The organism is Amycolatopsis sp. MtRt-6, from assembly GCF_017308975.1.
Classification (GTDB): Bacteria; Actinomycetota; Actinomycetes; order Mycobacteriales; family Pseudonocardiaceae; genus Amycolatopsis.
In genome coordinates this window covers 73,013-96,643 of sequence record NZ_JADWPD010000008.1, presented here as the reverse complement: position 1 = coordinate 96,643, position 23,631 = coordinate 73,013, and the positions used below count along the sequence as shown (strand labels likewise).

At 72.3% G+C, this 23,631-nt stretch carries 21 protein-coding genes; 14 read left to right on the top strand and 7 right to left on the bottom strand.

The window, feature by feature from the left end; genetic code table 11:
- Positions 1-9: 9 nt before the first annotated feature.
- Positions 10-1,227: a glycosyltransferase gene (locus I4Q55_RS15950; RefSeq protein ID WP_206788614.1), complete on the bottom strand. Its 1,218-nt coding sequence runs from the start codon at positions 1,225-1,227 to the stop codon at positions 10-12.
- 38 nt (positions 1,228-1,265) lie between these two features.
- On the opposite strand from I4Q55_RS15950, the gene I4Q55_RS15945 reads away from it, so the two are divergent.
- Positions 1,266-1,889 (top strand): TetR/AcrR family transcriptional regulator, encoded by a 624-nt coding sequence (locus tag I4Q55_RS15945; RefSeq protein WP_206788613.1) that lies wholly within the window; start codon positions 1,266-1,268, stop codon positions 1,887-1,889.
- An 11-nt stretch (positions 1,890-1,900) separates the two neighbouring features.
- Here the strand turns inward: I4Q55_RS15945 and I4Q55_RS15940 are convergent, their stop codons facing one another.
- Positions 1,901-3,568 (bottom strand): GGDEF domain-containing protein, encoded by a 1,668-nt coding sequence (locus I4Q55_RS15940; RefSeq protein ID WP_206788612.1) that lies wholly within the window; start codon positions 3,566-3,568, stop codon positions 1,901-1,903.
- Between the two features lie 128 nt (positions 3,569-3,696).
- On the opposite strand from I4Q55_RS15940, the gene I4Q55_RS15935 reads away from it, so the two are divergent.
- A complete protein-coding gene (locus tag I4Q55_RS15935; protein WP_206788611.1) occupies positions 3,697-4,044 on the top strand; it encodes a helix-turn-helix transcriptional regulator in 348 nt (115 codons plus the stop codon).
- A complete protein-coding gene (locus I4Q55_RS15930; RefSeq protein ID WP_206788610.1) occupies positions 4,041-4,679 on the top strand; it encodes an SRPBCC family protein in 639 nt (212 codons plus the stop codon). Before I4Q55_RS15935 ends, I4Q55_RS15930 begins: the two co-directional genes overlap by 4 nt.
- Before the next feature lie 226 nt (positions 4,680-4,905).
- Here the strand turns inward: I4Q55_RS15930 and I4Q55_RS15925 are convergent, their stop codons facing one another.
- Complete coding sequence (locus I4Q55_RS15925; protein WP_206788609.1) at positions 4,906-5,247, bottom strand: PASTA domain-containing protein; 342 nt, start codon at positions 5,245-5,247, stop codon at positions 4,906-4,908.
- A gap of 74 nt (positions 5,248-5,321) precedes the next feature.
- On the opposite strand from I4Q55_RS15925, the gene I4Q55_RS15920 reads away from it, so the two are divergent.
- The 5 genes from I4Q55_RS15920 to I4Q55_RS15900 all read left to right on the top strand — a co-directional run bounded on the left by I4Q55_RS15920 (position 5,322) and on the right by I4Q55_RS15900 (position 13,128).
- Positions 5,322-6,893 (top strand): deoxyguanosinetriphosphate triphosphohydrolase family protein, encoded by a 1,572-nt coding sequence (locus tag I4Q55_RS15920; protein WP_206788607.1) that lies wholly within the window; start codon positions 5,322-5,324, stop codon positions 6,891-6,893.
- Positions 6,894-7,290: 397 nt separating this feature from the next.
- Entirely contained in the window at positions 7,291-10,164 is a 2,874-nt protein-coding gene (locus I4Q55_RS15915; RefSeq protein ID WP_206788606.1) for a S8 family serine peptidase, read from the top strand.
- A 160-nt stretch (positions 10,165-10,324) separates the two neighbouring features.
- Positions 10,325-10,975, top strand: coding sequence for an acVLRF1 family peptidyl-tRNA hydrolase (locus I4Q55_RS15910; RefSeq protein WP_206788604.1), 651 nt, complete (start codon positions 10,325-10,327; stop codon positions 10,973-10,975).
- A 137-nt stretch (positions 10,976-11,112) separates the two neighbouring features.
- A complete protein-coding gene (locus I4Q55_RS15905; RefSeq protein WP_206788603.1) occupies positions 11,113-12,741 on the top strand; it encodes an ABC-F family ATP-binding cassette domain-containing protein in 1,629 nt (542 codons plus the stop codon).
- Positions 12,742-12,918: 177 nt separating this feature from the next.
- Positions 12,919-13,128 (top strand): helix-turn-helix domain-containing protein, encoded by a 210-nt coding sequence (locus I4Q55_RS15900; protein ID WP_003071237.1) that lies wholly within the window; start codon positions 12,919-12,921, stop codon positions 13,126-13,128.
- Here I4Q55_RS15900 and I4Q55_RS15895 read toward each other — a convergent pair.
- Entirely contained in the window at positions 13,115-14,467 is a 1,353-nt protein-coding gene (locus tag I4Q55_RS15895; protein WP_206788602.1) for a glycosyltransferase family 87 protein, read from the bottom strand. The genes I4Q55_RS15900 and I4Q55_RS15895 overlap by 14 nt on opposite strands.
- A 130-nt stretch (positions 14,468-14,597) precedes the next feature.
- Here I4Q55_RS15895 and I4Q55_RS15890 point away from each other — a divergent pair, with 130 nt between their 5' ends.
- A complete protein-coding gene (locus I4Q55_RS15890) occupies positions 14,598-15,029 on the top strand; it encodes a MarR family winged helix-turn-helix transcriptional regulator (RefSeq protein ID WP_206788601.1) in 432 nt (143 codons plus the stop codon).
- 98 nt (positions 15,030-15,127) lie between these two features.
- Entirely contained in the window at positions 15,128-16,999 is a 1,872-nt protein-coding gene (locus I4Q55_RS15885) for an ABC transporter ATP-binding protein (protein ID WP_206788600.1), read from the top strand.
- A 115-nt stretch (positions 17,000-17,114) separates the two neighbouring features.
- Here I4Q55_RS15885 and I4Q55_RS15880 read toward each other — a convergent pair whose 3' ends face one another.
- Both I4Q55_RS15880 and I4Q55_RS15875 read right to left on the bottom strand, forming a co-directional pair.
- On the bottom strand, positions 17,115-18,281 hold the full coding sequence (locus I4Q55_RS15880) for a serine hydrolase domain-containing protein (protein WP_206788599.1): 1,167 nt from the start codon (positions 18,279-18,281) through the stop codon (positions 17,115-17,117).
- 109 nt (positions 18,282-18,390) lie between these two features.
- On the bottom strand, positions 18,391-19,119 hold the full coding sequence (locus I4Q55_RS15875; RefSeq protein WP_206788598.1) for an SIS domain-containing protein: 729 nt from the start codon (positions 19,117-19,119) through the stop codon (positions 18,391-18,393).
- Between the two features lie 84 nt (positions 19,120-19,203).
- On the opposite strand from I4Q55_RS15875, the gene I4Q55_RS15870 reads away from it, so the two are divergent.
- The 4 genes from I4Q55_RS15870 to I4Q55_RS15855 all read left to right on the top strand — a co-directional run bounded on the left by I4Q55_RS15870 (position 19,204) and on the right by I4Q55_RS15855 (position 23,127).
- Positions 19,204-19,896: an alpha/beta hydrolase gene (locus tag I4Q55_RS15870; RefSeq protein ID WP_206788597.1), complete on the top strand. Its 693-nt coding sequence runs from the start codon at positions 19,204-19,206 to the stop codon at positions 19,894-19,896.
- 95 nt (positions 19,897-19,991) lie between these two features.
- Positions 19,992-21,236, top strand: a complete 1,245-nt coding sequence (locus I4Q55_RS15865) for a cyclopropane-fatty-acyl-phospholipid synthase family protein (protein WP_206788596.1) — start codon at positions 19,992-19,994, stop codon at positions 21,234-21,236.
- Positions 21,237-21,325: 89 nt separating this feature from the next.
- Positions 21,326-22,534, top strand: a complete 1,209-nt coding sequence (locus I4Q55_RS15860; RefSeq protein ID WP_206788595.1) for an LCP family protein — start codon at positions 21,326-21,328, stop codon at positions 22,532-22,534.
- A 38-nt stretch (positions 22,535-22,572) separates the two neighbouring features.
- Entirely contained in the window at positions 22,573-23,127 is a 555-nt protein-coding gene (locus I4Q55_RS15855) for a GNAT family N-acetyltransferase (protein WP_206788593.1), read from the top strand.
- Here the strand turns inward: I4Q55_RS15855 and I4Q55_RS15850 are convergent.
- On the bottom strand, positions 23,093-23,554 hold the full coding sequence (locus tag I4Q55_RS15850; protein WP_206788591.1) for a peroxiredoxin: 462 nt from the start codon (positions 23,552-23,554) through the stop codon (positions 23,093-23,095). The genes I4Q55_RS15855 and I4Q55_RS15850 overlap by 35 nt on opposite strands.
- Positions 23,555-23,631 lie beyond the last annotated feature (77 nt).

Genomic DNA, 23,631 nt, shown 5'->3' with positions numbered 1-23,631 from the left:
GAACCCTAATTACCACTCACGACAAGCCGCGGGAGGCTCGGTGATCAGCTTCACCACTTCGTCCATCGACGGTCCGGCGGCCATTTCCGCGGCCAGCTCCCGCGCGCGCCTGCGGTAGCGCGGCTCGTCCAGGACCGCGCGGACGGCCCGCCGCAGCGTCCGCGGCGCGGCCGACGCGCGGGCGTGGCCGATCCCGGCTCCCGACCAGGTGACCCGGGCCGCCACTTCGCGCTTGTCCTCGCTGGCCCCGACGACGACCAGCGGCACGCCGTAGCGGAGGGCGTGGTTGACGCCGCCGTACCCGCCGTTGCTGACCATGGCGGCGCAGCGGGGGAGCAGCTCGTCGTAGGGCAGGAAGTCCGCGACCCGGACGTTGTCCGGCAGCGGACCGGGCCGCAGCCGCCCGCCGCACGTCGTCGCGACGACCAGGACGTCCTCGCCGGCCAGGGCGTCGATCGCCGGCTCGACGAGGCGGCCGAGGTCGTCGTTCGCGATCGTTCCCTGGGTCACGTGCACCACCGGGCGGCCGCCGTCCAGGTCGGCCCACCACGGCGGCAGCGGGTGCTCGCTCGCCGCGCTGACCGTCGTCGGCCCGATGAAGTGCAGCGGCGCTCCTTCGCGCGGGTACTCGAAGCCGGGGCAGGTCATCTGGAGGACACCGTCGCCGCGCAGCGGCCAGTCCGTGAACAGCAGGCCGGGATCGCCGCCGAGCAGGTCTTTCGCCAGCTTCTGCGCAGGTCCGGTCACCCACGGTGCGAGCGCCCGGAGGATCGCGCCGCGGACCGGGTGCCCGGGCGGGCCGGTCGGGACGGGCGGCATGAACGGCAGGAAGCCGAGGACGAGCAGCCTCGGCCGTCGTTCGCGCCGGGACAGGGCCAGCCCGGCCATCATCAGCGGATCGCACAGCATGACATCGGCGTCCTGCCCGTCGAGCACGCTCAGCTGGGCGGGCATCGCGCGGACGAAGTGGGTCAGCTCGAACCGGGCGAGCTTCAGCCCGCGCAACCCGGCGCGGCCGGGGATCGTGCCGTCCAGGTCGGTCTCGTCGAAGTCGGCCTCTTCGGGCAGGACGGTGACGGTGGCCCCCAGCTCTTCGAACGCCTGCCGGTAGCGGGCGCCGGTGACGACGGCGACGTCGTGACCGGCGGCGAGCAGCGCGGCGACGATCGGCTTGGTCGGCCCGACGTGGCCGCGGGCGGGCTGCACGCCGACGAGTACCCGAGTCATGGCTGCCCCTTTGATCGATACGCTGTACCATCCAATTGATGACGATACCCGAAGGACCGAGGCGCCGATACGAGTCGCCGGTGCGCGAGGCCCGCGCCCGGCGCACCCGCGCGCACGTGGTGGCGACGGCGGGCAAGCTGTTCGCTTCGCGGGGCTACGCGGGCACGAGCATGCGGCAGATCGCCGCGGCGGCGGGGGTGAGCCTGGAGACGGTGACGCAGACGGGCCGCAAGCCGGAGCTGCTGATCGCCGCGTTCCGCGACGGCTTCGCGGGCGACCCGGACGCGGTGAACCTGGATGCGGTGGTGGGCTCGGCCGGCCTGGACGACCTGCCGGCGGTGGTGTCGCGGGTCGCGGCGGGCCTACGCGGATCACTGCCGATCTGGCGCGCGTTCACCACGGCGGCGGCGGCCGACCCGGCGGTGGCGGCGGTCCGCGCCGCACAGGCGGTGGCGCGCAGGACGGAGATAGCCGGCCGGCTGTCGGCGGCGGGCCTGGCCCCGGAGGGCGGGGAGATCGGCCGCCTGGCCGACGCGGTGGGTCTGGTCATGTCACACGAGGCGTACGACCACCTGACGCAGGTGTGCGGCTGGCCGCACGAGGACTACGTGACCTGGGCGACGGCGGCGGTCCAGGCGCAGCTGACCCTCGGCTGGGCGTGAGCGCGCTACAGCTAGCCGGCCGCGGCCTGTAAGCCGTGGGTTCCGATGCCGCGCAACACCTCCACGCGGTCCGAGCCCGGGCGGCTCAGCACCCAGCTCGACCCCGGCACCGCCTTCGCGCGCTTCTTCAACGGCGCCAGCAGCCGCGAAACCTCCTGGTACGAACCGATCGCGTCGCTCGCGCAGACCAGCGTCGCCAGCGATACCGTCACCGGCAGGCCCTCCGCCGCCCACGGGCGGTCGAGCAGGGCCGCCGCCACCGTCGCGATCTCGTCGACGTCGCAGACCACCAGGAAGTCGTCGCCGCCCACGTGGCTCACCCGCATCCGGCGCAGGCCCGCCGACAGCTCCGTCAGCGCCGCGCCCAGCTCTCGGATCAGGTGGTCGCCCGCCGCGAAGCCCGCCGTGTCGTTGACCGTCTTGAAGCCGTCGATGTCCAGCCACGCCGCCACGAACGGCTCGCCGATCGTGATGCGGCGGGCGACGTCGCGGGCGACCGTGTCGCTGCCCGGCAAGCGCGTCAGCGGGTTCAGCGCCGCCGCGGCCTCGACCTTCGCCTCCGCCACGCCGCGGACCACCTCGGTCACCAGCACGACGCCGAGGCAGCGGCCGAGCTCGTCGACCACGACCACGTCGTCGCCGGTGCGGCCCCAGTCGGCGTCGGTGACCAGCTCGAGGAACTCCATCGCGCCCGCGCGGGCCTCGATCGTGTGCGGCGTGTCGGCGAGCCGGGCCGCGGGGCGCTTCGCGTGCAGCGCGTGCCCGTACGGGCCGGTCACGGCCACCAGGAACCGGGTCCGGTCGACCGACCAGCGCGGCCGGTTCAGCTCGTCCACCCCGACCACACCGCTCGGCGCGTCGGCCGCCGCCAGCACCGCGCGGACCTCGTCGCAGGTCGCGGATTCCGGCAGCGTCGTCGCCGGGCGGAGGAAGTCGCCGACGCACGGCGCCGGTGCCGCGGCCGCCGGACGACCGCGCGTGAGCAGGGCCGGGGCCGGACCGGCCGCGGTCGGCGGGGCGAGGAGGTGCCCCTGGGCGATCCGGACGCCGAGGCCGCGGACGGCGTCGAGCTGCGCGTCGGTCTCCACGCCGGTCGCGACGAGCCGGGTGCCGGTGCGGTTCGTGTAGTGCAGCAGCGCCTCGACCACGGCGACGGCGGCCGGGCCGTCCGGCAGCCCGCGCAGCACGGTCCGGTCGAGCTTCACCAGGTCGATCGGCGCCTCGACGAGCAGGCCCAGCGGCAGGTCGCCGCGCCCGAGGCCGTCGAGGGCGACCCGGAAGCCGAGCTCGGTGAGCGCCCGCATCCCGCTGAGCGCGCGGCCGGCGGGCAGCGGCGCGAACGGCGGGCCGATCTCGAGGACGACGTCACGGGTGCGGCGGCCCGCGTCGCCGAGTGCTTCGAGGAGGTCGTCGTACAGCGACGGCGGCGCGGCCAGGGTGCGCGCGGAGAGGTTGAGGTGCAGGGGGAGCGACGTCGGGTTTTCGGCGTCCTGCCGGACGGCGGCGACCGCGAGCCCGACGTCGGCTTCGGCGAGCCTGCCGTCGCGGCGCGCCTGCGCGAGCAGTTCGGGGACCGCTCCGCGGCCGGGCCTGGCCAGCGCTTCGTGCGCCACGACGCCTCCCGTGTGGAGGCTGTACAGCGGCTGGAAGGCGAAGCGGACCGCGCGTGGCGACTTCACGGCCTCGATCGTCGCGGGTCGCGCGGCCGAGCGGAACCGATGTCGGCTGATGTTCACCCTGGGTTACGCACATCGGCGTAACTGTTTCAGGCTTGACTTATATAAGTCGCTGCTTGTAGCTTGGCGGGGTGCACGCGTTCGACGTCCTCGGCGACCCGGTCCGCCGCCGGATCCTCGAGCTGCTGGCCGACGGCGAGCGGGCCGCCGGCGCGGTGACCGAGGTGATCCGGGCCGAGTTCGGCATCTCGCAGCCGGCGGTGTCGCAGCACCTGAAGGTGTTGCGCGACAACGGCTTCGCGGTCGTCCGCCAGGACGGGACGAGACGGCTCTACGCGGTCGGCCACGCGCCGCTGCGTGACGTCGACGTCTGGCTCGACCGGTTCCGCCGGTTCTGGACGCCGCCGCTGGACGCGCTGGCCACCGAAATCGCCCGCGGCAAGCGCGAGCGCCGCCTCAACCAAGGAGAAGATTCGTGATCGACGTCAGCCACCAGATCAGCGCCGTCCGCCGGACGGTCGGCCGGCGCGTGCTCGAAGCGGGCGACGCGCGCGTCATGACGATCAGCCAGGTCTACGACACCGACGTCGACGACATGTGGGACGCGGTGACGAACCCCGAGCGCATCCCGCGCTGGTTCCTGCCGGTGTCGGGCGAACTGCGCGTCGGCGGGAAGTACCAGCTGGAGGGCAACGCGGGCGGCACGGTCGAGCGCTGCGACCCGCCGAAGAGCTTCGCCGCGACGTGGGAGATGCACGGCGGGGTGAGCTGGATCGAGGTCCGCCTGACGCCGGAGGACGGCGGCACCCGGTTCGAGCTGGAGCACGTCGCGCACGTCGACGACCACTGGGAGCAGTTCGGCCCGGGCGCGGTCGGCATCGGCTGGGACATGGCGCTGACGGCCCTGGTCCGCCACCTGGCCGCCGACCCGGGGTACGTGGTCGATCCGGCCGAGGCGATGGCCTGGATGGCATCCCCCGAAGGGGTGGAATTCGTGACGCGGGCCGGGGAGGCCTGGTACGCCGCGCACGTGGCCGGCGGCGAGGACGAAGCGGTGGCCCGCGGCCAGGCCGACCGCTGCCTGGCGGCCTACACCGCCCAGCCGGAGGCCTGACACCGGCGTGTCGTCCCCCCAGTCACGAGTGATGCCCCTCCCGTCACGCGAGATGCCCGCCCAATCACGCGAGATGCCCTTCTGATCACGGGTGATGCCGTTCCGGGCACCGGCGTGACCGCTTCGCCATGGCCCGCTTTCGTGCGGGTCCGGGTATCTCGCGTGACTGGAGGGGTATCTCGCGTGACTGGAGGGGCTTCTCGCGTGACTGGAGGGGCATCACGAGTCAGCGGTCGTCGTACTTGACCGCGGTCAGGGTGATCACCGTGTCCGGGGCGACTTCGGTGCCCGCGGCCGGGTCCTGGCCGGTCTGGACCCAGTTGCGGTCGATCACCAGGGCACGGCCCTGGCCGGTGCCGTCGACCTCGCGCAGGTTGTAGAGCCCGGCCCGCTGCATCGCGTTCTGGGCGTCCTGGTGGTTCATGCCCGAAACGTCCGGGACCTTGATGAGTTTCGCCGGAGCCGAGGTCGAGGTCGAGGTCGTGGTCGACGTTGTCGTGCCGGGCTCGCCCGGTGGGGCGCCGCAGGAAGCCGTGGCGAGAGCGAGCGCGGCCAGGGTCGTGACCATCCGTCGGGACATACCTCCGGAGTACCCACGCGCCTGCCCGCCGTTCAGGTGAACCTGCGGATAAGGTCGGGCGCATGGATCAGGGCAGCGAGCACACCGACCCGCGGGCGGCCCGGCGCGACCCCGTGGCGAACGTCGGCGGGTTCACCGACCTGGCGACCAGCCCGTTCCGGATCGACCGCGACCGGATCGCCGCGTCGCCGTTCTTCGCCCGGCTCGGTGGCGTGACGCAGGTCGTCAGCGCCGGCGGGGCCGGGCTGCTGCACAACCGGCTCACCCACAGCCTCAAGGTCGCGCAGGTCGCGCGCGCCGTCGCCGAGCGCATCGCCGGCGGCCCCGACGCCGTGCTGGCCGACAAGCTGGGCGGCTGCGACCCCGACGTCGCCGAGGCCGCGGCGCTCGCCCACGACCTCGGGCACCCGCCGTTCGGGCACCTCGGGGAGCAGACGCTCGACCGCATCGCCCGCCACCGCTTCGGCCTCGCCGACGGCTTCGAGGGCAACGCGCAGACGTTCCGGATCATCACCACGACCGACGTGCGCGGGCCGTCGGCCATCGGGCTCGACCTGACCACGGCGGTGCGCGCCGCCGTCCTGAAGTACCCGTGGCTGCGGCTGCACCACCCCGCGCCGCACCCGTCGGCGATGGCCGTGCCCCCGCGCGGCGCCGGCGAGCCGGGCGACCTCCCGGGCACCGGCGCGGCCAAGTTCTCCGCCTACGCCACCGAACTCGACGACTTCGAGCAGGCGCGCGCGGTGTTCGCCGGCCGCGTCGAAGGCTGGCAGCAGACCGTCGAAGCGTCCGTGATGGACACCGCCGACGACATCGCCTACGCCATCCACGACCTGCAGGACTTCCACCGCATCGGCGTGCTGCAGCACGCGCCGGTCGCGGCGGAGCTGGGGGAGTGGCTGGAGCACGCGGCCGAGCTGGCGTCGCTGGACGACGAGACGCTGCACGTCCAGCTGCGCCGCCCGGGCCGGTCGCTGGAGCGCCTCCGCCGCCGCATGCACGCGAAGGACGCGTGGATCGTCGACGACGACGCGTTCGCAGCGGCGGTCGCGCGGGTGCGCGCGGAGCTGGTCGACGGGCTCCTGGCGGGCGAGTTCGACGGTTCGATCGAGGCGGAGCAGGCGACGGCGGCGTTTTCCGCGAACTGGACGGCCCGCCTGGTCGAGGGCGTGTTCGTGCTGCCGTCGCCGTCGACGCGCACCGGCCACGTCTCGCTGCGGCCCGCGCAGTGGCACGAGGTCCAGGTGCTCAAGTTCGTGCACCGCCGGTTCGTGCTGCTGCGCCCCGACCTGGCGCTGCACCAGCGCGGCCAGGCCGGCTTGGTGACGAGCCTGGTCGACGCGCTCGACGCGTGGCTGCTCGATCGCGACGAGGTCTCCCGCCTGCCCCGGCGGCTGCACGACCTGGTCGAGCTGGCCCGCGCGGAGTACGCGGGACTGGCGCGCACGGCACCGGAGCTGCTGGTGGGGGCGACGGGCGAGCCGGTGACGGGAGCGGACGCGGTCCGCGGGCTCGCGCGCGGCCGGGCGGTGGTCGACTTCGTGGCTTCGCTGACGGACAAGCAGGCGGTGACGCTGCTCGACGCGCTGTCCGGGCGGGCTTCGCAGCCGTGGTCGGATTCGTTCGTGCTCTGACGGCCGGGGCCTCGCCGCGCCGTGACTCGCGCGCGGCACCGTAACGAATTTTCCCCGTCACCCCGCCGGTTGCACGGTGCGGCGTGTTGCTTGTGGACATCCCACCCGGACATCCCACTCCGTGGTCACCCTTGCGGCCCACGGTGGAGCGATCATTTGTCCGCTCCGTGTCCGGTGACCGGTTCACCGCTGCGCTGAACGGCCTACAACATCCGGCCCGTTCGGGAAATTATCCGTCCTTTGTCACTCGAACGGCTGATGTTTACCTGGAACTCGCGGTACTTAGCTGGATCCAGCCGGTGATCACCGGCGTCGGTCAGCGTGAGTCGGGGCACGCGCCTTGGAGATTCGGAGGGCGCCCGTGCGTCGTACCCGTTCCACGAGATCGAGATCCACTGTGTTCACCGCCTCAGCCGCGGCCCTGCTCGCCGCGCTCGGGCTGGTTTCCCCGCCCGTCGCGGGGGCCGCACCCGCGTCCGCTCCGGACGCGTTCAGCGAGACCGCTCAGCAACAGATCGCCGCCCTGCAGGCGGTCAAGGCGGGCCGTACCGCCACCGAGTCCAAAGTGGACAGCAAGCTGCTCGTCGCCGCCAAGGGCGTGGGGAAGCAGCTGAACTCACTGCAGTCTGGGGCCACCGTTTCCGCGGCCGGGACCGTCCTGGTCGACATCCGCGCGAGCAAGGTCTCGCCGGACCTCCTCGCCGGGCTCACCAAGGCCGGGGCGGGCATCCGCGCGGTGTCGGACCGCTACGGCAGCGTCCGCGCCGAAGTACCGCTGGCCAAGGTCGGCGAGATCGCCGCGCGCGGCGACGTCAAGCGCGTCGAACAGGCCGACCAGGCGATGACCGCCCGGGAACTGGCCACGCCGGCGACGACGCCGGAAAAGACCGAAACCAAGCAGCAGAAGGCCGATCGCATCGCCGGCGAGCTGCAGAAGGCCCTCAGCGCCAAGAGCCAGCGCAACGCCGTTGCGGCCGCGCCGCTGGTCAGCGAAGGCGACCGCGCCCACAACGCCGATCTCGCGCGCCAGCAGTTCGGCGTCACCGGCGTCGGCGTCAAGGCGTGCGCGCTGTCCGACGGCGTCAACTCCCTGGCCGCTTCGCAGGCCAGGGGCGAACTGCCGGACGTCGACGTCATCGCCGGCCAGGAGGGCGACGGCGACGAGGGCACCGCGATGCTCGAGATCATCCACGATCTCGCGCCCCGCGCCGCGCTCGGCTTCGCGTCGGCGTTCAACTCCGACGCCAGCTTCGCCGACAACATCCGCAAGCTGCGCTTCGAGTCGCACTGCGACGTCATCGTCGACGACGTCCTCTACTTCAAGGAATCGCCGTTCCAGGACTGGATCATCGCCCAGGCCGTGAACGACGTGACCGCCGACGGCGCGCTGTACTTCTCCTCCGCGGGCAACGAAGGCAACGTCACCAGCGGCACCGCCGCGCACTGGGAAGGCGACTTCGTCGACTCCGGCAAGTCGGTCGGCAAGTTCGCCGGTACCGCGCACAACTTCGCCGGCGCGGCGGGCAACCAGATCTACGAGCCGATCTCGAACGCGTCCTCGGCCAACGTCCCGGTGACGCTGCACTGGTCGGACCCGCTCGGCGCGTCCGCGAACGACTACGACCTCTACCTGCTCAACTCCGCGGGCGCGGTCGTCAGCTTCAGCCAGGACGTCCAGACCGGCACCCAGGACCCGTACGAGCGCGTCACGACGCCGGCCTTCGGCGGCACCGGGCTGCGGCTGGCCATCGTGAAGTTCTCCGGCCAGGACCGGTACCTGTCGCTTTCGGCGCTGCGCGGCCGGTTCTCCGACTCGGCCGACGGGCTCAAGGCCTACAACACCCCGGGCGTTTCACTCGGTCACTCGGCCGCGCGGGACGCCGTCAGCGTCGCGGCCGCCCCGGCGGCCAAGGCGTTCAGCCGGGCCCTGGAACCGGGCGACCCGGCCAACCCGGTCGGCCCGTACCCGGGCGCGTTCAGCGGTGCCACCAAGGCCGAGCGGTTCACCTCCGACGGCCCGCGCCGCGTGTTCTACGAGGCCGACGGCACGCCGATCACCCCGGGCAACGTGTCCTCGACCGGCGGCGAGGTCCGGAACAAGCCGGAGATCACCGCGGCCGACGGCGTCACCACCAGCGTGACCGGGTTCAACCCGTTCTTCGGCACCTCGGCCGCCGCCCCGCACGCGGCCGCCATCGCCGCGCTCGTGCTGTCCGGCAACCCCGGACTGCCGCCCGCGGAGGTGCGGGAAGCGCTGATCAACACCGCGATCGACATCGAAACCCCGGGCCGCGACAACTTCACCGGGGCCGGCGTCATCCTCGCGGACAAGGTGCTCGCCTACACCGGTGCCAGCCCGCAGCCCCTCGCGGTGGCCAAGCAGCCCACGGTCACCCCGGCCGACGGCGGCTCGGCGCTCGACCCGGGCGACACCGCCAAGGTGACGCTGCCGGTGACCAACGACGGCGACGGCACGGCGGTGTCCACCAGCGTCGTGCTCACCAGCCCGACGCCGGGTGTCACGGTGGCGCCGCGGTCCAAGTCCTACGGCACCATCAGCCCGGGACAGACCGGCGTCAACGACTTCACCATCACGGTCCCGGCGAGCCAGCAGCTCGGCGCGCCGGTGGTGCTGAACGCCCGCGTCAGCTTCGCCGGCTCGCATTCGCCGACGACGCAGACGTTCTCGCTGCCGGTCGGCACCCCGTCGCCGGTCGCGCAGGACTTCGCCTACACCGGCGCGCCGGTGGCGATCCCGGACAACAGCCCGGTCGGCGCGTCGGTGACCATCCCGGTCACCGGGGTCGGCCGCGCGTCCAAGGTGACGTTCTCCGTGGACGGCACGACCTGCAGCGCCGACCCGGCCTCGACGACGGTGGGTCTGAACCACTCGTACGTCGGTGACCTGGTCGGCACGCTGACCGCGCCGTCCGGGGCGAAGGCCACGGTGTTCCAGCGCAACGGCGGCTCGGGCAAGAACCTGTGCAAGGTCGTCTTCGCCGACAACGCGGCGGCCGCGTTCAGCACGGTGACCTCGGCCACCGCGCCGTTCACCGGCACCTGGCGGCCGACGCAGGCCCTGACCGGCAACCTCGCCGGCGCGGCCGTCGACGGCACGTGGACGTTCGCCGTGGTCGACGCGGCCGGCGGCGACGCCGGGTCGATCCGCTCGGTCGCCCTGCACATCAACGGGTTCGTGCAGCCCGCGGCGGCCGGCGCGCCGTCGAACGTGCGAGGCGTGACGAACAACGGCCCGGTGCACCCGCTGTAACGTCCCCAGCGCCCCAATGTGGCCTTCGGTGCGTTCAACGCACCGAAGGCCGCCTTGGGTGCTCCATCCATGCCCCCGCCACCACCCTCAACGGAGGCGCTTCGCGCCGCGGTGCCGGTTCAACGCAACCAAGGCCACATTGGGGCGCTACCTTTTGTCCATGGCGAAGGGGCGGGAAGCCGCGGGTGGCGGCCGGACGGTCGAGGTCCCGCCCGAGCGGCTGGCGGGGTTCTTCGCCCGGTTCGGCGAGCGGCACGACGGGATCGCCGCCACCGAGGCGACTCCGCACGAGGTCCGGGTGACCGCCGCCGACGGCACCTCCGCGACCGCCACCGTCCCGTTCGGGCCGCTCGGCGAACCGTCCGTGGCCGGGCTCGTCGCCCACGCGCTGGTGCCGCGGCGCCTCGCGCTCGTGGTGGTGCGGCGGGGCGGGCACAGCGTCGGTATCGCGCGCGGCGGCCGGATCGAGGTTTCGCGCACCGAGCGGCACCTCGTGCAGGGCCGGTCCGCCGCGGGTGGGTGGTCGCAGCAGCGGTTCGCCCGGCGTCGCGCGGGGCAGGCCCGGCACGCGCTCCAGGACGCGGCGAAGGACGTCTTCGAAGTGCTCGTGCCCCGGCTGTCCGAAGTGGATGCCGTGGTGCTCGGCGGCGATCGGCGGGCCCTCGACGAGCTGCGCGAAGACCGCCGGCTGGCGCCGCTGTTCGCCCGTGCGGAACCCCGCGTGCTGGACGTCGGCGAGCCGAGCCGGGCCGTGCTCGAGGAGGCCGCCGTCCGCGCGCTGTCCGTGCAGGTCACGCTGCGCGACGGGTGAGACCGCACACGTCCGGAAAATCCGCTGGACCGCGGCCCGTACACTGGGCTTCGTGGATATCCAGCTGGAGTGACGCCGCGGCCCGAGCGGCTGCCTGATGCTGTCCTCCGTACGCCCCCTTTCCACGGGAGTTTCCCTTGATCACGGCCACCGGCCTTGAGCTGCGCGCGGGTTCGCGCATCCTGCTCAACGGCGTCACCGTCCGCATCCAGTCCGGCGACCGCATCGGCCTCGTCGGCCGCAACGGCGCGGGCAAGACCACCTCGCTGAAGGTCCTCGCCGGGGAAGGCGAGCCGCACGCGGGCGACGTCCGCCGCACCGGTGAGCTCGGCTACCTGCCGCAGGACCCGCGCGAAGGCGACCTGTCGGTCACGGCGAAGGACCGGGTGCTCTCCGCCCGTGGTCTGGACAAGCTGATGCGCGACATGGAGAAGGCGCAGGCCTCGATGGCCGAGCTCGTCGACGACGCCGCGCGCGACAAGGCCATCAACCGCTACGCCCGGCTCGAAGAGCGCTTCGCCTCCCTCGGCGGGTACGCCGCGGAGAGCGAAGCCGCGCGGATCTGCTCCAACCTGGGCCTGGCCGACCGGATCCTCGCGCAGACGCTGCAGACGCTTTCCGGTGGTCAGCGCCGCCGCGTCGAGCTGGCCCGGATCCTGTTCGCCGCGGCCGAAGCCGGCGCCGGCGGCAAGTCCGAGACGATCCTGCTGCTCGACGAGCCGACCAACCACCTCGACGCCGACTCGATCAACTGGCTGCGCGGCTTCCTCAAGCAGCACGACGGTGGCCTGGTCGTGATCAGCCACGACGTCGAGCTGCTGGCCGACGTCGTCAACAAGGTGTGGTTCCTCGACGCCACCCGCGCCGAACTCGACCTGTACAACATGGGCTGGCAGCGCTACCTCGACGCCCGCGCCACCGACGAGAAGCGCCGCCGCCGCGAGCGCGCCAACGCCGAGAAGAAGGCGTCGGCGCTGCAGCAGCAGGCCGCGAAGCTCGGCGCGAAGGCCACGAAGGCCGTGGCGGCCAAGAACATGGCGCGCCGCGCCGAGCAGATGCTGTCCTCCCTCGAGGACACCCGCCAGGCCGACAAGGTCGCCCGGATCAAGTTCCCCGAGCCGGCGCCCTGCGGCCGCACCCCGCTCACCGCGGAGAGCCTCTCGAAGTCCTACGGCTCACTGGAAATCTTCACCGGCGTCGATCTGGCCATCGACCGCGGTTCGAAGGTTGTCGTACTCGGGCTGAACGGTGCGGGAAAGACGACTTTGCTCCGGCTGCTCGGCGGAATGGAAACCCCGGACACCGGATCCGTCGTTCCGGGTCACGGATTGCGTTTGGGCTATTACGCACAGGAACACGAAACTCTTGATCATGAAGCGTCGGTGTGGGAAAACATCCGACATCTCGCTCCGGACACCGGGGCGCAGGAGTTGCGGAACCTGCTGGGCTCGTTCCTCTTCACCGGCGAACAACTCGACCAGCCGGCGGGCACGCTTTCCGGCGGCGAGAAGACCCGCCTCGCGCTGGCGGGCCTGGTCTCCAGTGCTGCCAACGTGTTGCTGCTCGACGAGCCGACGAACAACCTCGACCCGGCCAGCCGCGCCCAGGTCCTGGACGCCTTGCGCAGCTTCGCCGGCGCCGTCGTCCTGGTGACGCACGACCCGGGCGCGGTCGAGGCGCTGGAGCCCGAGCGGGTCATCCTGCTGCCCGACGGAACCGAGGATCACTGGTCCGCGGACTACCTCGAACTTGTCCAGCTTGCGTGACGGTGCGTCCATTCGGGTGCAAGATTACTCGCCGTGGAGCACTGGAATGGCCCAATGTGATCGCAATTTCGGCTGTTTCGCGTCTGTCGTCTGGCATTCCGGCGCTCAGTGTTCGATCATTGCCCCGGCAGGGGCCGATATGTGGCCCAGAACACTCTCGGCGGGAAGGCGATCGACGTGGCTGATCTCAAGAAAGGCGCGCGGATCACCGGCAACACGCGCGACAAGCTGGCCGCTGACCTGAAGAAGAAATACGAGAAGGGCTCGAGCATCCGGGCGCTGGCGGAGTCGACGGGGCGGTCCTACGGGTTCGTCCACCGGGTGCTGTCGGAGTCCGGCGTCCAGCTGCGGGGGCGCGGCGGGGCCACCAGGGTCAAGAAGAAGTAGTCGAGGACTGCTGCGCGGGGGGCGCAGCGGGAGCTTCGGCCACGCGGAACACCAGGTGGGCCCCGAGCAGGACCAGCGGGTACACCAGGTAGCCGTACCGGGTGGCCGGGGTGAGCAGGATCAACGCGCCGAGTCCGACGGCGATGCGCAGCAGTGCGGCGGAGCCGTTCGCGGGGGGCCGGCGCACCAGCCAGACGATCATCGCCACGGCCGCGGCGCCGACGAGCACGAACGCCGCCACCTGGCCGACCGGGCCGGTCTCGGCGATCAGGTGGCCCGGCAACGGGCTGGCCGCGGGCGACCGCACGACGCCCATCCCGAGCGGGAACCGGAAGACGTGCTCGACGAACGCGGCCGGATCCACCAGGTAGACCGGCAGGTGCAGGGCGGCCGTGGTCGCCACCAGCGCCGCCGCGAACCGGCCCAGCGCGGGCCAGTCAAGACCCTGGCCGCGGCGCACCAGCACGAGCATCGCCAGCACCGCGGCCGCGGGCGCGACGATGAGCTTCGCGCTGACGACCAGCGCCAGTACCAGGCCCGACCAGGCGATCCGCCCGGTGGCCGCGAGCGCGCAGCTGAGCACCAGCAGGCCGACGATGGCCAGGTCCGGCCCGGCCACGGCCCAGGTGAGCGCGGTGAGCGGGCAGGCCAGCGCGAGCTGCGCGGCACCGACCGGGACCCGGGGCCACTTCAGCAGCTTCAGCGTGCCGAGCACGCACGCGCAGGCGGCCAGGGCGAACATCCACCGGGCGTCGGTGAGCGCGTTCGCCGCCGGGCTGCCGCCGAACAGCGCCCGCGGCAGTCCGAAGACCGCCATCACCGGACCGTACGGTGTGTAGTCGTTCACTTCGGGTGCCCGGCCGAGCGCGGTGACGTCGACGTACGGGGTTCCGTGGCGCAGCAGCAGATCCGCGGACCGCTCGATCACCCAGACCTCGGGCTGCGCGGCCCACGAATTCGGCGTGATCAGCCAGTCCCGCCCGGTCAGCCGGCGAATCACGAGAAGCGCCAGCGGGAGGATCATGGCCAACAGGGCGACCGCGGCGATGCCGCACCAGCGTGACCCGAGCAGGCCGCGCGGCGTCCGCCCGCGGCGGGCGGACAGCAGGAGGAACCCGCTGTGCGCCGCGCCGAAGCCGTAGGCCACCGTCGCGAAGTTGCCCCAGACGCGGTAGCCGTAGAACTCGGACACGAGTGCCGTCGGCAGCGCGAAAGCCAGGCAGGCCAGGGAAAACCCCAGGTCCCAGCGCAGGGGGGCGGCCTCGTCGGGGCGCGCCGGCGCCGTGAAGAGCCGGGCCGCGCGCCGCCATGCGGGCGCCTGGCCCACCTCCGTTCCCACGTCGCCAGGCTACCGAGGGGGCCGCCGCCCGGTTCAGCCGACGTCGCGCCGGTGGGGCGGTGGATTTCCCATCGTCAGTTGGTGAAATAATCGGCGAAGCTGACGATCAGTACAGGTGTAGAGCTCGCCCATGTCCAGCGCGCCCCTCGCCGTCACTCAGCGGCTCGGTTACCTGCTCAAGCACGCCCAGCTGCGGCTGGCGGAGCTGGCCGAGCCGCGGTACGCGCCACTCGGCGTCACCGGACGGCAGCTCGCGCTGCTCACGCTCTTCGCCGACGGCCCGGCGCGCTCGCAGCAGGACGGCGCGGCGCGGCTCGGCGTCGACCGGACGACGATGGTCGCGCTGGTCGACGAGCTGGAGGCCAAGGGCCTGGTCCGGCGCGAGGTGGCGCCAGGGGACCGCCGCAAGCGGCTCGTCGTGCTGACGGCCGAGGGGGAGCGGATCCGCGAGGCCGGGGCGGAAGTCACGCGGCGGGCCGAGGCGCTGCTGCTGGAACCGCTTTCCGCCGAGGACGCCGAGCGGCTGCGCGCCGCCCTGCGCCGAGTTGTTCGCGTCGAGTGAACGACATCGGGAAGGAAACGGACAGCAGGGGCGTTGTCCAGGTCATATCCGCCGAAAACCTCAGCTAATGTAGAGGTTTCAGACACTGGGGGTTTCCCGTGGACAACATGTGGGGGCTGTGGAGTTCGGCGATGCGCGCCGACGACGCCCCGAAGGCGCTGACGCGCGGCACGCTCAAGCGCGTCGCGCGCTTCGCCCGGCCGCATTGGCGGCGGCTGCTGGCCTTTCTCATCCTGACCGTCGTGTCGGCCGTCCTCGCCGTGACGACGCCCGTGCTGGCGGGCAAGGTGGTCGACGCGATCGTCGGCGGCCACGACGTCACGCTGGTCATCTGGCTCGCCGTCGTGATCGCCGGGCTGGCGATCGCCGACGCCGGGTTCGGCCTGATCGAGCGGTGGCAGTCCGCGCGCATCGGCGAGGGCATCATCTACGACCTGCGCCGCGCGGTCTTCGAGCACGTCCAGCGCATGCCGATCGCGTTCTTCACCCGCACCCGCACCGGGGCGCTGGTCTCGCGGCTCAACAACGACGTCATCGGCGCGCAGCGGACGTTCACCGCGACGCTGTCCGGGCTGGTCACCAACGTCATCCAGCTGGCGCTGTCGCTGGCCGTCATGCTCACGCTGTCCTGGCAGGTCACGCTGATCGCGCTGGTGCTGCTGCCGATCTTCGTCATCCCCGCGCGCCGGCTCGGCCGCCGGATGGCCGGGCTGCAGCGGGAAGCCGCGAACCTCAACGCCGGGATGACCACCCAGATGACCGAGCGGTTCTCCGCGCCGGGCGCGACGCTGGTGAAGCTCTTCGGCCGGCCGGCCCAGGAGGCCGACGACTTCGGGCTGCGGGCCGGGCGCGTGCGGGACATCGGCGTCCGGACCGCGATGCTGACCCGCTGGTTCATGACCAGCCTGACCCTGGTTTCCGCGCTGGCGCAGGCGCTCGTCTACGGCCTCGGCGGCTACCTGGCGCTGACGGGGGCGCTGGCCCCGGGCACCGTCGTCGCGCTGGCCCTGCTGCTGACCCGGCTCTACGCGCCGCTGACCGCGCTGGCCAACGTCCGCGTCGACGTCATGACGGCGCTGGTGTCGTTCGAGCGGGTCTTCGAGGTGCTCGACCTCAAGCCGATGATCGAGGAGATGCCGGCCGCGCGTGCGCTGCCCGCATCGGGTGGCGTTTCGGTCGAGTTCGCGGGAGTCCGGTTCGGGTACCCGGCGGCGGACCGGTACTCGCTGGCGTCGCTGGAGGACGTCGCCACGCTCGACCACCGCGGTGGGGAAGAGGTGCTGCACGGGATCTCGTTCCGGGCCGAGCCTGGGCAGATGGTCGCGCTGGTCGGGTCGTCGGGGGCGGGGAAGTCGACGATCGCGTCGCTGCTGCCGCGGCTGTACGACGTCGACGCCGGCTCGGTGCGGCTGTCCGATGTGGACGTCCGGGACCTGACTTTCGCTTCGCTGCGGGAAACCGTCGGCGTCGTGACCCAGGACGGGCACCTCTTCCACGACACGATCCGCGCGAACCTGGCGTACGCGCGCCCCGGCGTCACCGACGACGAGATCTGGGAAGCCCTGGAGCGGGCCCGGCTCGGCGAGCTGGTCCGTGCGCTGCCCGACGGCCTCGACACGACGGTGGGCGAGCGCGGCTACCGTCTTTCCGGCGGCGAGCGTCAGCGGCTCACGATCGCGCGTCTCCTGCTGGCCCAGCCCAAGGTCGTCATCCTCGACGAGGCGACCGCCCACCTGGACTCGGAGTCCGAGGCCGCCGTCGGCGAGGCCCTGACCCACGCCCTCGCGGGCCGCACGGCCCTGGTCATCGCCCACCGGCTGTCGACGGTCCGCGCGGCCGACCAGATCTTGGTCCTGGAGCACGGCGAGATCGTCGAGCGCGGAACCCACGACGAGCTCCTGGCCGCGGGCGGCCGCTACGCAACCCTCCACGCAACCCAGTTCGCCGACGAAGAACCCGCCGCGGCGTGATCAGCGGGGCATCACCCGTGATCCGGGAGGCATCACGCGTGATTGGAGGGGCATCACGTGTGTTTGGAGGGGCATCAGCGTGATGCCCCTCCAATCACGTGAGTGTCCCCTCTGATCACGGGTGATGCCCCTCCAAGCACGTGTAGAGGGCTTGGACCAAGGCCATTTTGCGGGGGTCGTCGCGGATGAGAGGGCCCAGCTGGTTGAGGGTGTAGCCGAAGGCGATGCCGTTTTCCGGGTCGGCGGCGCCGGTGGAGCCGCCGAGGCCGTCGTGGCCGAAGGCTGTGGGGTTGGGGCCGAAGCCGCGGGCGTCGCTGCCGAGGTAGAAGCCCAGGCCCCACTCGTTGGGGAGGCCGAGGACCGCGTCGATCTCCTTGCCCTGGCTCTCGCGTGCCACGGCCAGCGCTGCCGGGGACAGGAGGGTGCCGGTCGCCAGGCCGGAGTAGATCGTCGCGATGGCGCGGGCCGTGCCGTGGCCGTTCAGGGCCGGCATGACCGCGTGGCGCCACGCCGGTTCGTTGGCGTCGTGGCCCTGGAGGCGGGGGTTGAGCAACGCCGCCTGCCCGACCGGGCCGGCCGCCGCGAACGCCGTGGCCAGCGCGTTCGCCACCTCTTCGCTCAGCACGGGGTCGACCAGCGTCGCGCAGCGGTCCAGGTCGGCGGATGAGGCGAGGCCGATCGAGAAGTCCGCGTCCAGCGGCCCGGCGATCTGCTCGGCGAAGAACTCGCGGATGCCCTGGCCGGCGATCCGCCGGACGACTTCGCCGACGAGCCAGCCGTAGGCCAGCGCGTGGTAGCCGCTCGCGGACCCGGGCTCGCACAACGGCTCCTGCGCCGCGTACAGCGAGGTCATGAGGTCCCAGTCGTACAGCTCCTCGATCCGCACCGGCCGGTCCAGTCCGATCCCGGGCACGCCGGAGCGGTGCGAAAGCAGCCACCGCACCGGAATCCCGGACTTCCCGGCCGCGGCGAACTCCGGCCAGTACTTCGCGACCGGCGCGTCGACGTCGAGCTCGCCCGCGTCGGCGAGCCTGTGCGCGCACAGCGCGGTCATGCCCTTGGTCGTCGACCAGACGTTGGCCAGCGTGTCCGGCTGCCACGGCCGCGTGCGGTCGGGACCGGACCAGCCGCCCCACAGGTCCACCACGACCTCGCCGTGGCGGACGGCGGTGAACGCGGCCCCCAGCTCGCCGCGGGAGCGGAAGTTCTCTTCGAAGGCCGCGCGCACCGGTTCGAAACCGGGTGCGCACTCGCCGTGCACCGTCGCCGTGGCGCTGTCCATCGGACCTCCTCCGGGGAGCGACCGGTTCGCACCGACCAGTCGGTATGTCGACGCTAAAGCGGCCGGGCACGTGGCGTCAAGACGCGCCCGGATGGTGCTTTCTGACGAACTACCGCAGCCGGGGGACGATTTCGCCGTACTTCGCCAGCAGTGAGGCGTTCGCTTCGTCGCCACCCTCCACATTGGAGCTTCGCCACAGTGGGACGTCGAGGCCTTCCGCCGTCCCGCGGTCGTAAACCTGGGCCAGCACCAGGTTCCACAGGAACGCATTGACCACAGTGGACAGTGGCGCGGTCCGCGGGGCGTCCGCCGGGTAGCTCGCGTCCCCGGGGACGACCAGCGAGTCCAGCACGACCGTGCTCTGCTCCACCACCGTGCTCGACGACCGCCGCGGCGCCGCCGCCACGGACGCCCGCGACGTCACCGCGATGACGGCCGCGCCCCGCTTGCGCGCCTCGATGCACAGCTCGACGGGATACGGGTTGACGCCGGAGGTCGAGAACACCACCAGCACGTCGTCCGGCCCCGGCGCACGCTCGGACAGGACCTCCGCGGCCAGGCCGCTGCGCCGTTCGGTCCGCGTGCTGGACACCGCGCCGTGCAGCGGGAGCAGGTCCGGGTGGTAGAGCGGGTAGACGCAGGCCAGCCCGCCGGCGCGGTAGAACGTCTCGGCGACCGCGGCCAGCGAGTGCCCGGCACCCGCGGTATAGACCAGTGCGTCGGCCCGGATCACCCCCAGCACCAGGTCCGCCGCGGCCCGCACCGCTTCGGCGTTGGCCTGCTCGACGTCCGCCAGTTGCTCGGCGACGCTGCCCGCGATGTCCGTGGCGCTCACCACACCCACCCTTCCGTTGGGGACCGGGCGCCGAATCTACCGCGAATATGGTGGTAGGCGGGGGAACGGCAGGCGAGGAGGACGCGGGTGGGCGAAGCAGAACCGGCGGTGTCCGTGTGGCCGGCCCGCGGACGGACGCGGGCGGTAGTGCTTGTGCTGCACGGCGGCGCCGAACACAGCACGGGCAGCGTCCAGCCCTGGAAACTGGCCTACCTGCGGATGGTGCCGATCGCGCGCGCCCTGCACCGGGCCGGGCGCAAGGACGGCGTCGAGGTGCGGCTGCTGCGCAACCGCCGCTACGGCTGGAACGCGCCCGCCGAGGACCCGATCGACGACGCACGCTGGGCCCTCGACCGCCTCCGCGCCGACCACCCCGGCCTGCCGGTCGTGCTGGTCGGTCACTCGATGGGGGCACGGGTGGCCCTGCGCGTGGCCGACGACCCGGCCGTGCGCGGGGTCTGCGCGCTGGCGCCGTGGACGCCGCGGGGCGAGCCGGTCGAGGCCGTCGCCGGGCGGTCGGTGCTGATCGTGCACGGCACCCGCGACCGGATGACGAGCCCGGCGGAGTCCCACGCCTTCGCCGAACGGGCCGCGGACGTCGCCGCGCGCCTGGCCCGGTTCGAGATGGCGAACGAAGGGCACGCGATGCTGCGCCGCGCCCGGGTCTGGACCCGGCTGACGGTGGCGTTCACCCTGGAGCTGCTCACCGGGGACGACGGCGGGACCCTGCGCGGGGCGTGGGCCGCGCCGGCGCCGCAGCGGCTGCGGATACCCGTGTGAAAGTGCCCCGAACAGGGCATTCGGCGAAGCGCGCCGCGGGGGTGCGGCGATTAGGATCGACCACCGGCGAACCTGGCCGGCCGGAGGGAGTACCCGTGACCACTTCGAGCGCTGACCGGGCCTCGGCCCAGGACGATGACCGCTGGCCCGGCCTGGCCACCCCGCCGCACTCCGCGCTGCGCGCCCGGATCGCCGCCGCGCTGTTCCGCCACGCGGTCCGCCCGCTCGACGTCCGGGTGACCTTCCCGGACGGCACCGTGCTCGGCGCCGGCGGTCCCGAGGCACCCGAGCTGCGGATCCTGCGCCCCGAGGCGTTCTTCCACCGCCTCGGCGTCGACGCCAAGATCGGCTTCGGCGAGTCCTACATGGCCGGTGACTGGACCGCGTCCGACCTGGCCGAAGTGCTGACGCCGTTCGCCGAGCGGATGGCCACGCTCGTCCCGCCGGCGCTGCAGAAGTTCCGCCGGATCGCCGAGCGGACGCAGCCGCCGTCGGAGGAGAACACCCTCGAAGGCGCGCGGGCCAACATCCACCGGCACTACGACCTGTCCAACGACCTGTTCGGCGCCTTCCTCGACGAGTCGATGACGTACTCCTCGGCGCTGTTCGGGCTCGACGACGACCTGACCGCCGCGCAGCACCGCAAGATCGACAGCGTGCTCGACTACGCCGGCGTCCGCGACGGCAGCGCAGTCCTCGAAATCGGCACCGGATGGGGTGAACTCGCCATCCGCGCGGCGGCCCGCGGCGCGCACGTGACGTCACTGACCATTTCGGAGGAACAGCGCAGGCTGGCCACGGAACGCATCGCCGCGGCCGGGTTTTCCGACCGCGTCGAGGTGAAGCTGTGTGATTACCGCGAGTCGAGCGGCCGGTACGACGCCGTGGTCAGCGTCGAGATGATCGAGGCCGTCGGCGCGTCCTACTGGCCGGAGTTCTACCGGGTGATCGGGGAGCGGCTGCGCCCCGGCGGGCGGTTCGGCCTGCAGGCCATCACGATGGACCACGACCGGATGCTCGCGGCGTCGCGGGCCTACGGCTGGGTCCACAAGTACATCTTCCCGGGCGGGCTCATCCCGTCGGTGCGCTCGATCGAGGAGGGCGTCAAGGCGAACACCCGGCTCAAGCTGGCCGGGATGCGCGAGTTCGGCCAGGACTACGCGCGCACGCTACGGTGGTGGCGCGAACGGTTCCTGCACCGCTGGGCCGACATCGCCGGGTTCGGGTTCGACGACGTCTTCCGCCGGATGTGGGAGTTCTACCTGGCCTATTCCGAGGCCGGGTTCCGGTCCGGGTACCTCAAGGTCCACCAGTTCGGCTACGAGGCGACCGGCCGGTGACCGCAACCCGACCCCGGTGCCGGACGTCCTCCCTTCGAGGACGTGCGGTGTACTGACCACGACACGTTTGTCCGGATCGGGATTGGGTGATGGTGATGACGTACCGTGGCGACGACGGCGGGCGCCGGATGCCACCGCCCCGGCCGCCTGCCGGCCGCCCCCGCGACCACCAGCGCGCGCAGATGATGCCGCTGCCCGGGCGGGGCCGCAGCCCGTACGACGAGCGCACCCGCCCGATGGGCACCCGCGAGCCGGAGTACGCGCCGCCCCCGCCGCCGCGGCAGGACCCGCCGCGGCGCCCGGTGGACGACGGCTACCCGCCGTCCCGCCCGCCGCGTCGCCGCCGGTGGAGCTTCGGCAAGGTGCTGGGTGCCCTGGTGCTGGTGTTCGTCGTGTTCCTCGCCGGCATCTGGGTCTACCTCGAGTTCTCGATCAAGCGCGTCGACGCGCTGGCCGACTACTCCGGCCGCCCGGTCGCCGAGTCCGGCACCAACTGGCTGATCGTCGGCTCGGACAGCCGCGAAGGCCTGACCGCGGAGGACGAGGAGCGACTCGCCACGGGCGACGTCGCCGCGGCGGGCGGCGGGCAGCGCACCGACACGATCATGGTCGCGCACATCCCGGACAACAGCACCAAGCCGACGCTGCTGTCGCTGCCGCGCGACTCGCAGGTGTCGATTCCCGGGCACGGCAAGAACAAGATCAACGCGGCCTTCTCGATCGGCGGGCCGAAGCTGCTCGCCCAGACCGTCGAAGGCGCGACCGGGCTGCACATCGACCACTACGCGGAGATCGGCTTCGGCGGGTTCGCCAAGATCGTCGACGCGATCGGCGGCGTCGACATGTGCATCGACAAGGACATGAACGACACCATGACCGGCATCAGCATCAAGGCCGGCTGCCAGTCGCTCGACGGCCGCTCGGCGCTCGGCTTCGTCCGCATGCGCCACAGCGCGGCGACCCCGCGTTCGGACCTCGACCGCGTCGCCAACCAGCGCAAGTTCATCGGCGCGCTGGTCAGCCAGATCGCCAGCCCCGGCACGCTGCTGAACCCGTTCCACTTCTTCCCGCTGCTGTCCTCGGCGCCGGACGCGCTGACCATGGACTCGGGCGACCACGTGCACAACCTCGCCGGCCTGGCGATGGCGATGCGCGGGATCTCCTCCGGTGGCGTGGTGACGACGACGGTGCCGGTGACCAGCGGGTCGGCGGAGAACTGGGACAAGGCCAAGTCGAAGCAGCTGTTCGACGCGCTGAAGAACGACACCGCGGTGCCGGACAGCGTCATCGTCAATTGATTCGCGCTCCAGGACTCGGCCGGGGCACCATGAACCGCATGGAAACCCCGGCCGAGACCTATCGCGACGGTGACCTGACGCTGACCCGCTGGCACCCCGGCGATCGCACGGTGCTGACGGCCGCGGTCAGCGGGTCGCTGGCGCACCTGGGCGCGTTCCTGATCTGGGCCACCGGCGGGTACACCGACGACGACTCCGACGAGTTCCTCCGGCGCACCGTGAACAGCTGGGAGAACGGCGAAGCGTACGAGTACGCCATCTCGGCCGGCTCCGATCTGGCCGGCGGCATCGGCGTGATGCGGCGCGACGGCGGCGTCGAGATCGGCTACTGGCTCGCGCTCGGCTTCGTCGGCCGCGGCCTGATGACGCGGGCGGTCGCGCTGCTCACCGAGGAGGCGCTCCGCCTCGGCGCCGGGTACGTCGAGATCAAGCACGACGAGCGGAACGTCCGAAGTGGAGCGATCCCGGCGCGCCTCGGGTTCACCAAGGTGCGCACGGAACCGGCGGAGAAGCCGCTGGCGCCGTCGTGCACGGGCACCAACCACGTGTGGCGGCTCGCTAGGAGACCTTGTTCCGCTCCCGCAGCACCTTGAGCGCCTCGTCGGCGTGGACGGTGAAGTTCAGCTCGCTCTTGATCTTCGCGAGCACCTTCCGGTCCTCGCCGATCACGAAGGTGGCCCGCTTGGTGTGCAGCGGCACGAGTTTCCGCCACACGCCGAACTGCTTCGCGACCGCACCCTCCACATCGGACAGAAGCGGGTAGTCGAAGCCGTTGGCCTCCGAGAAGGCGCGCTGCTTGGTGATGGCGTCGGGGCTGATGCCGACGCGGTGCGCGCCGACCGCCGCGAACTCGGCGGCCAGGTCGCGGAAGTGGCAGCTTTCGGCGGTGCAGCCTCCGGTCATGGCGGCGGGGTAGAAGAAGAGGACCACGGGCCCGGTGGCCAGGAAGTCCGAGAGCGTCCGCTCCCGGCCCTGGTCGTCGGGCAGCGTGAAGTCGGGGGCGAGGTCTCCGGCGTCCATGGACGTCCTTTCGCGTCGGCGGCAGAACCCAGTCTGCCGGGTGTTCGGAACCGACGGGACACCGGCTTGGTCTGGAC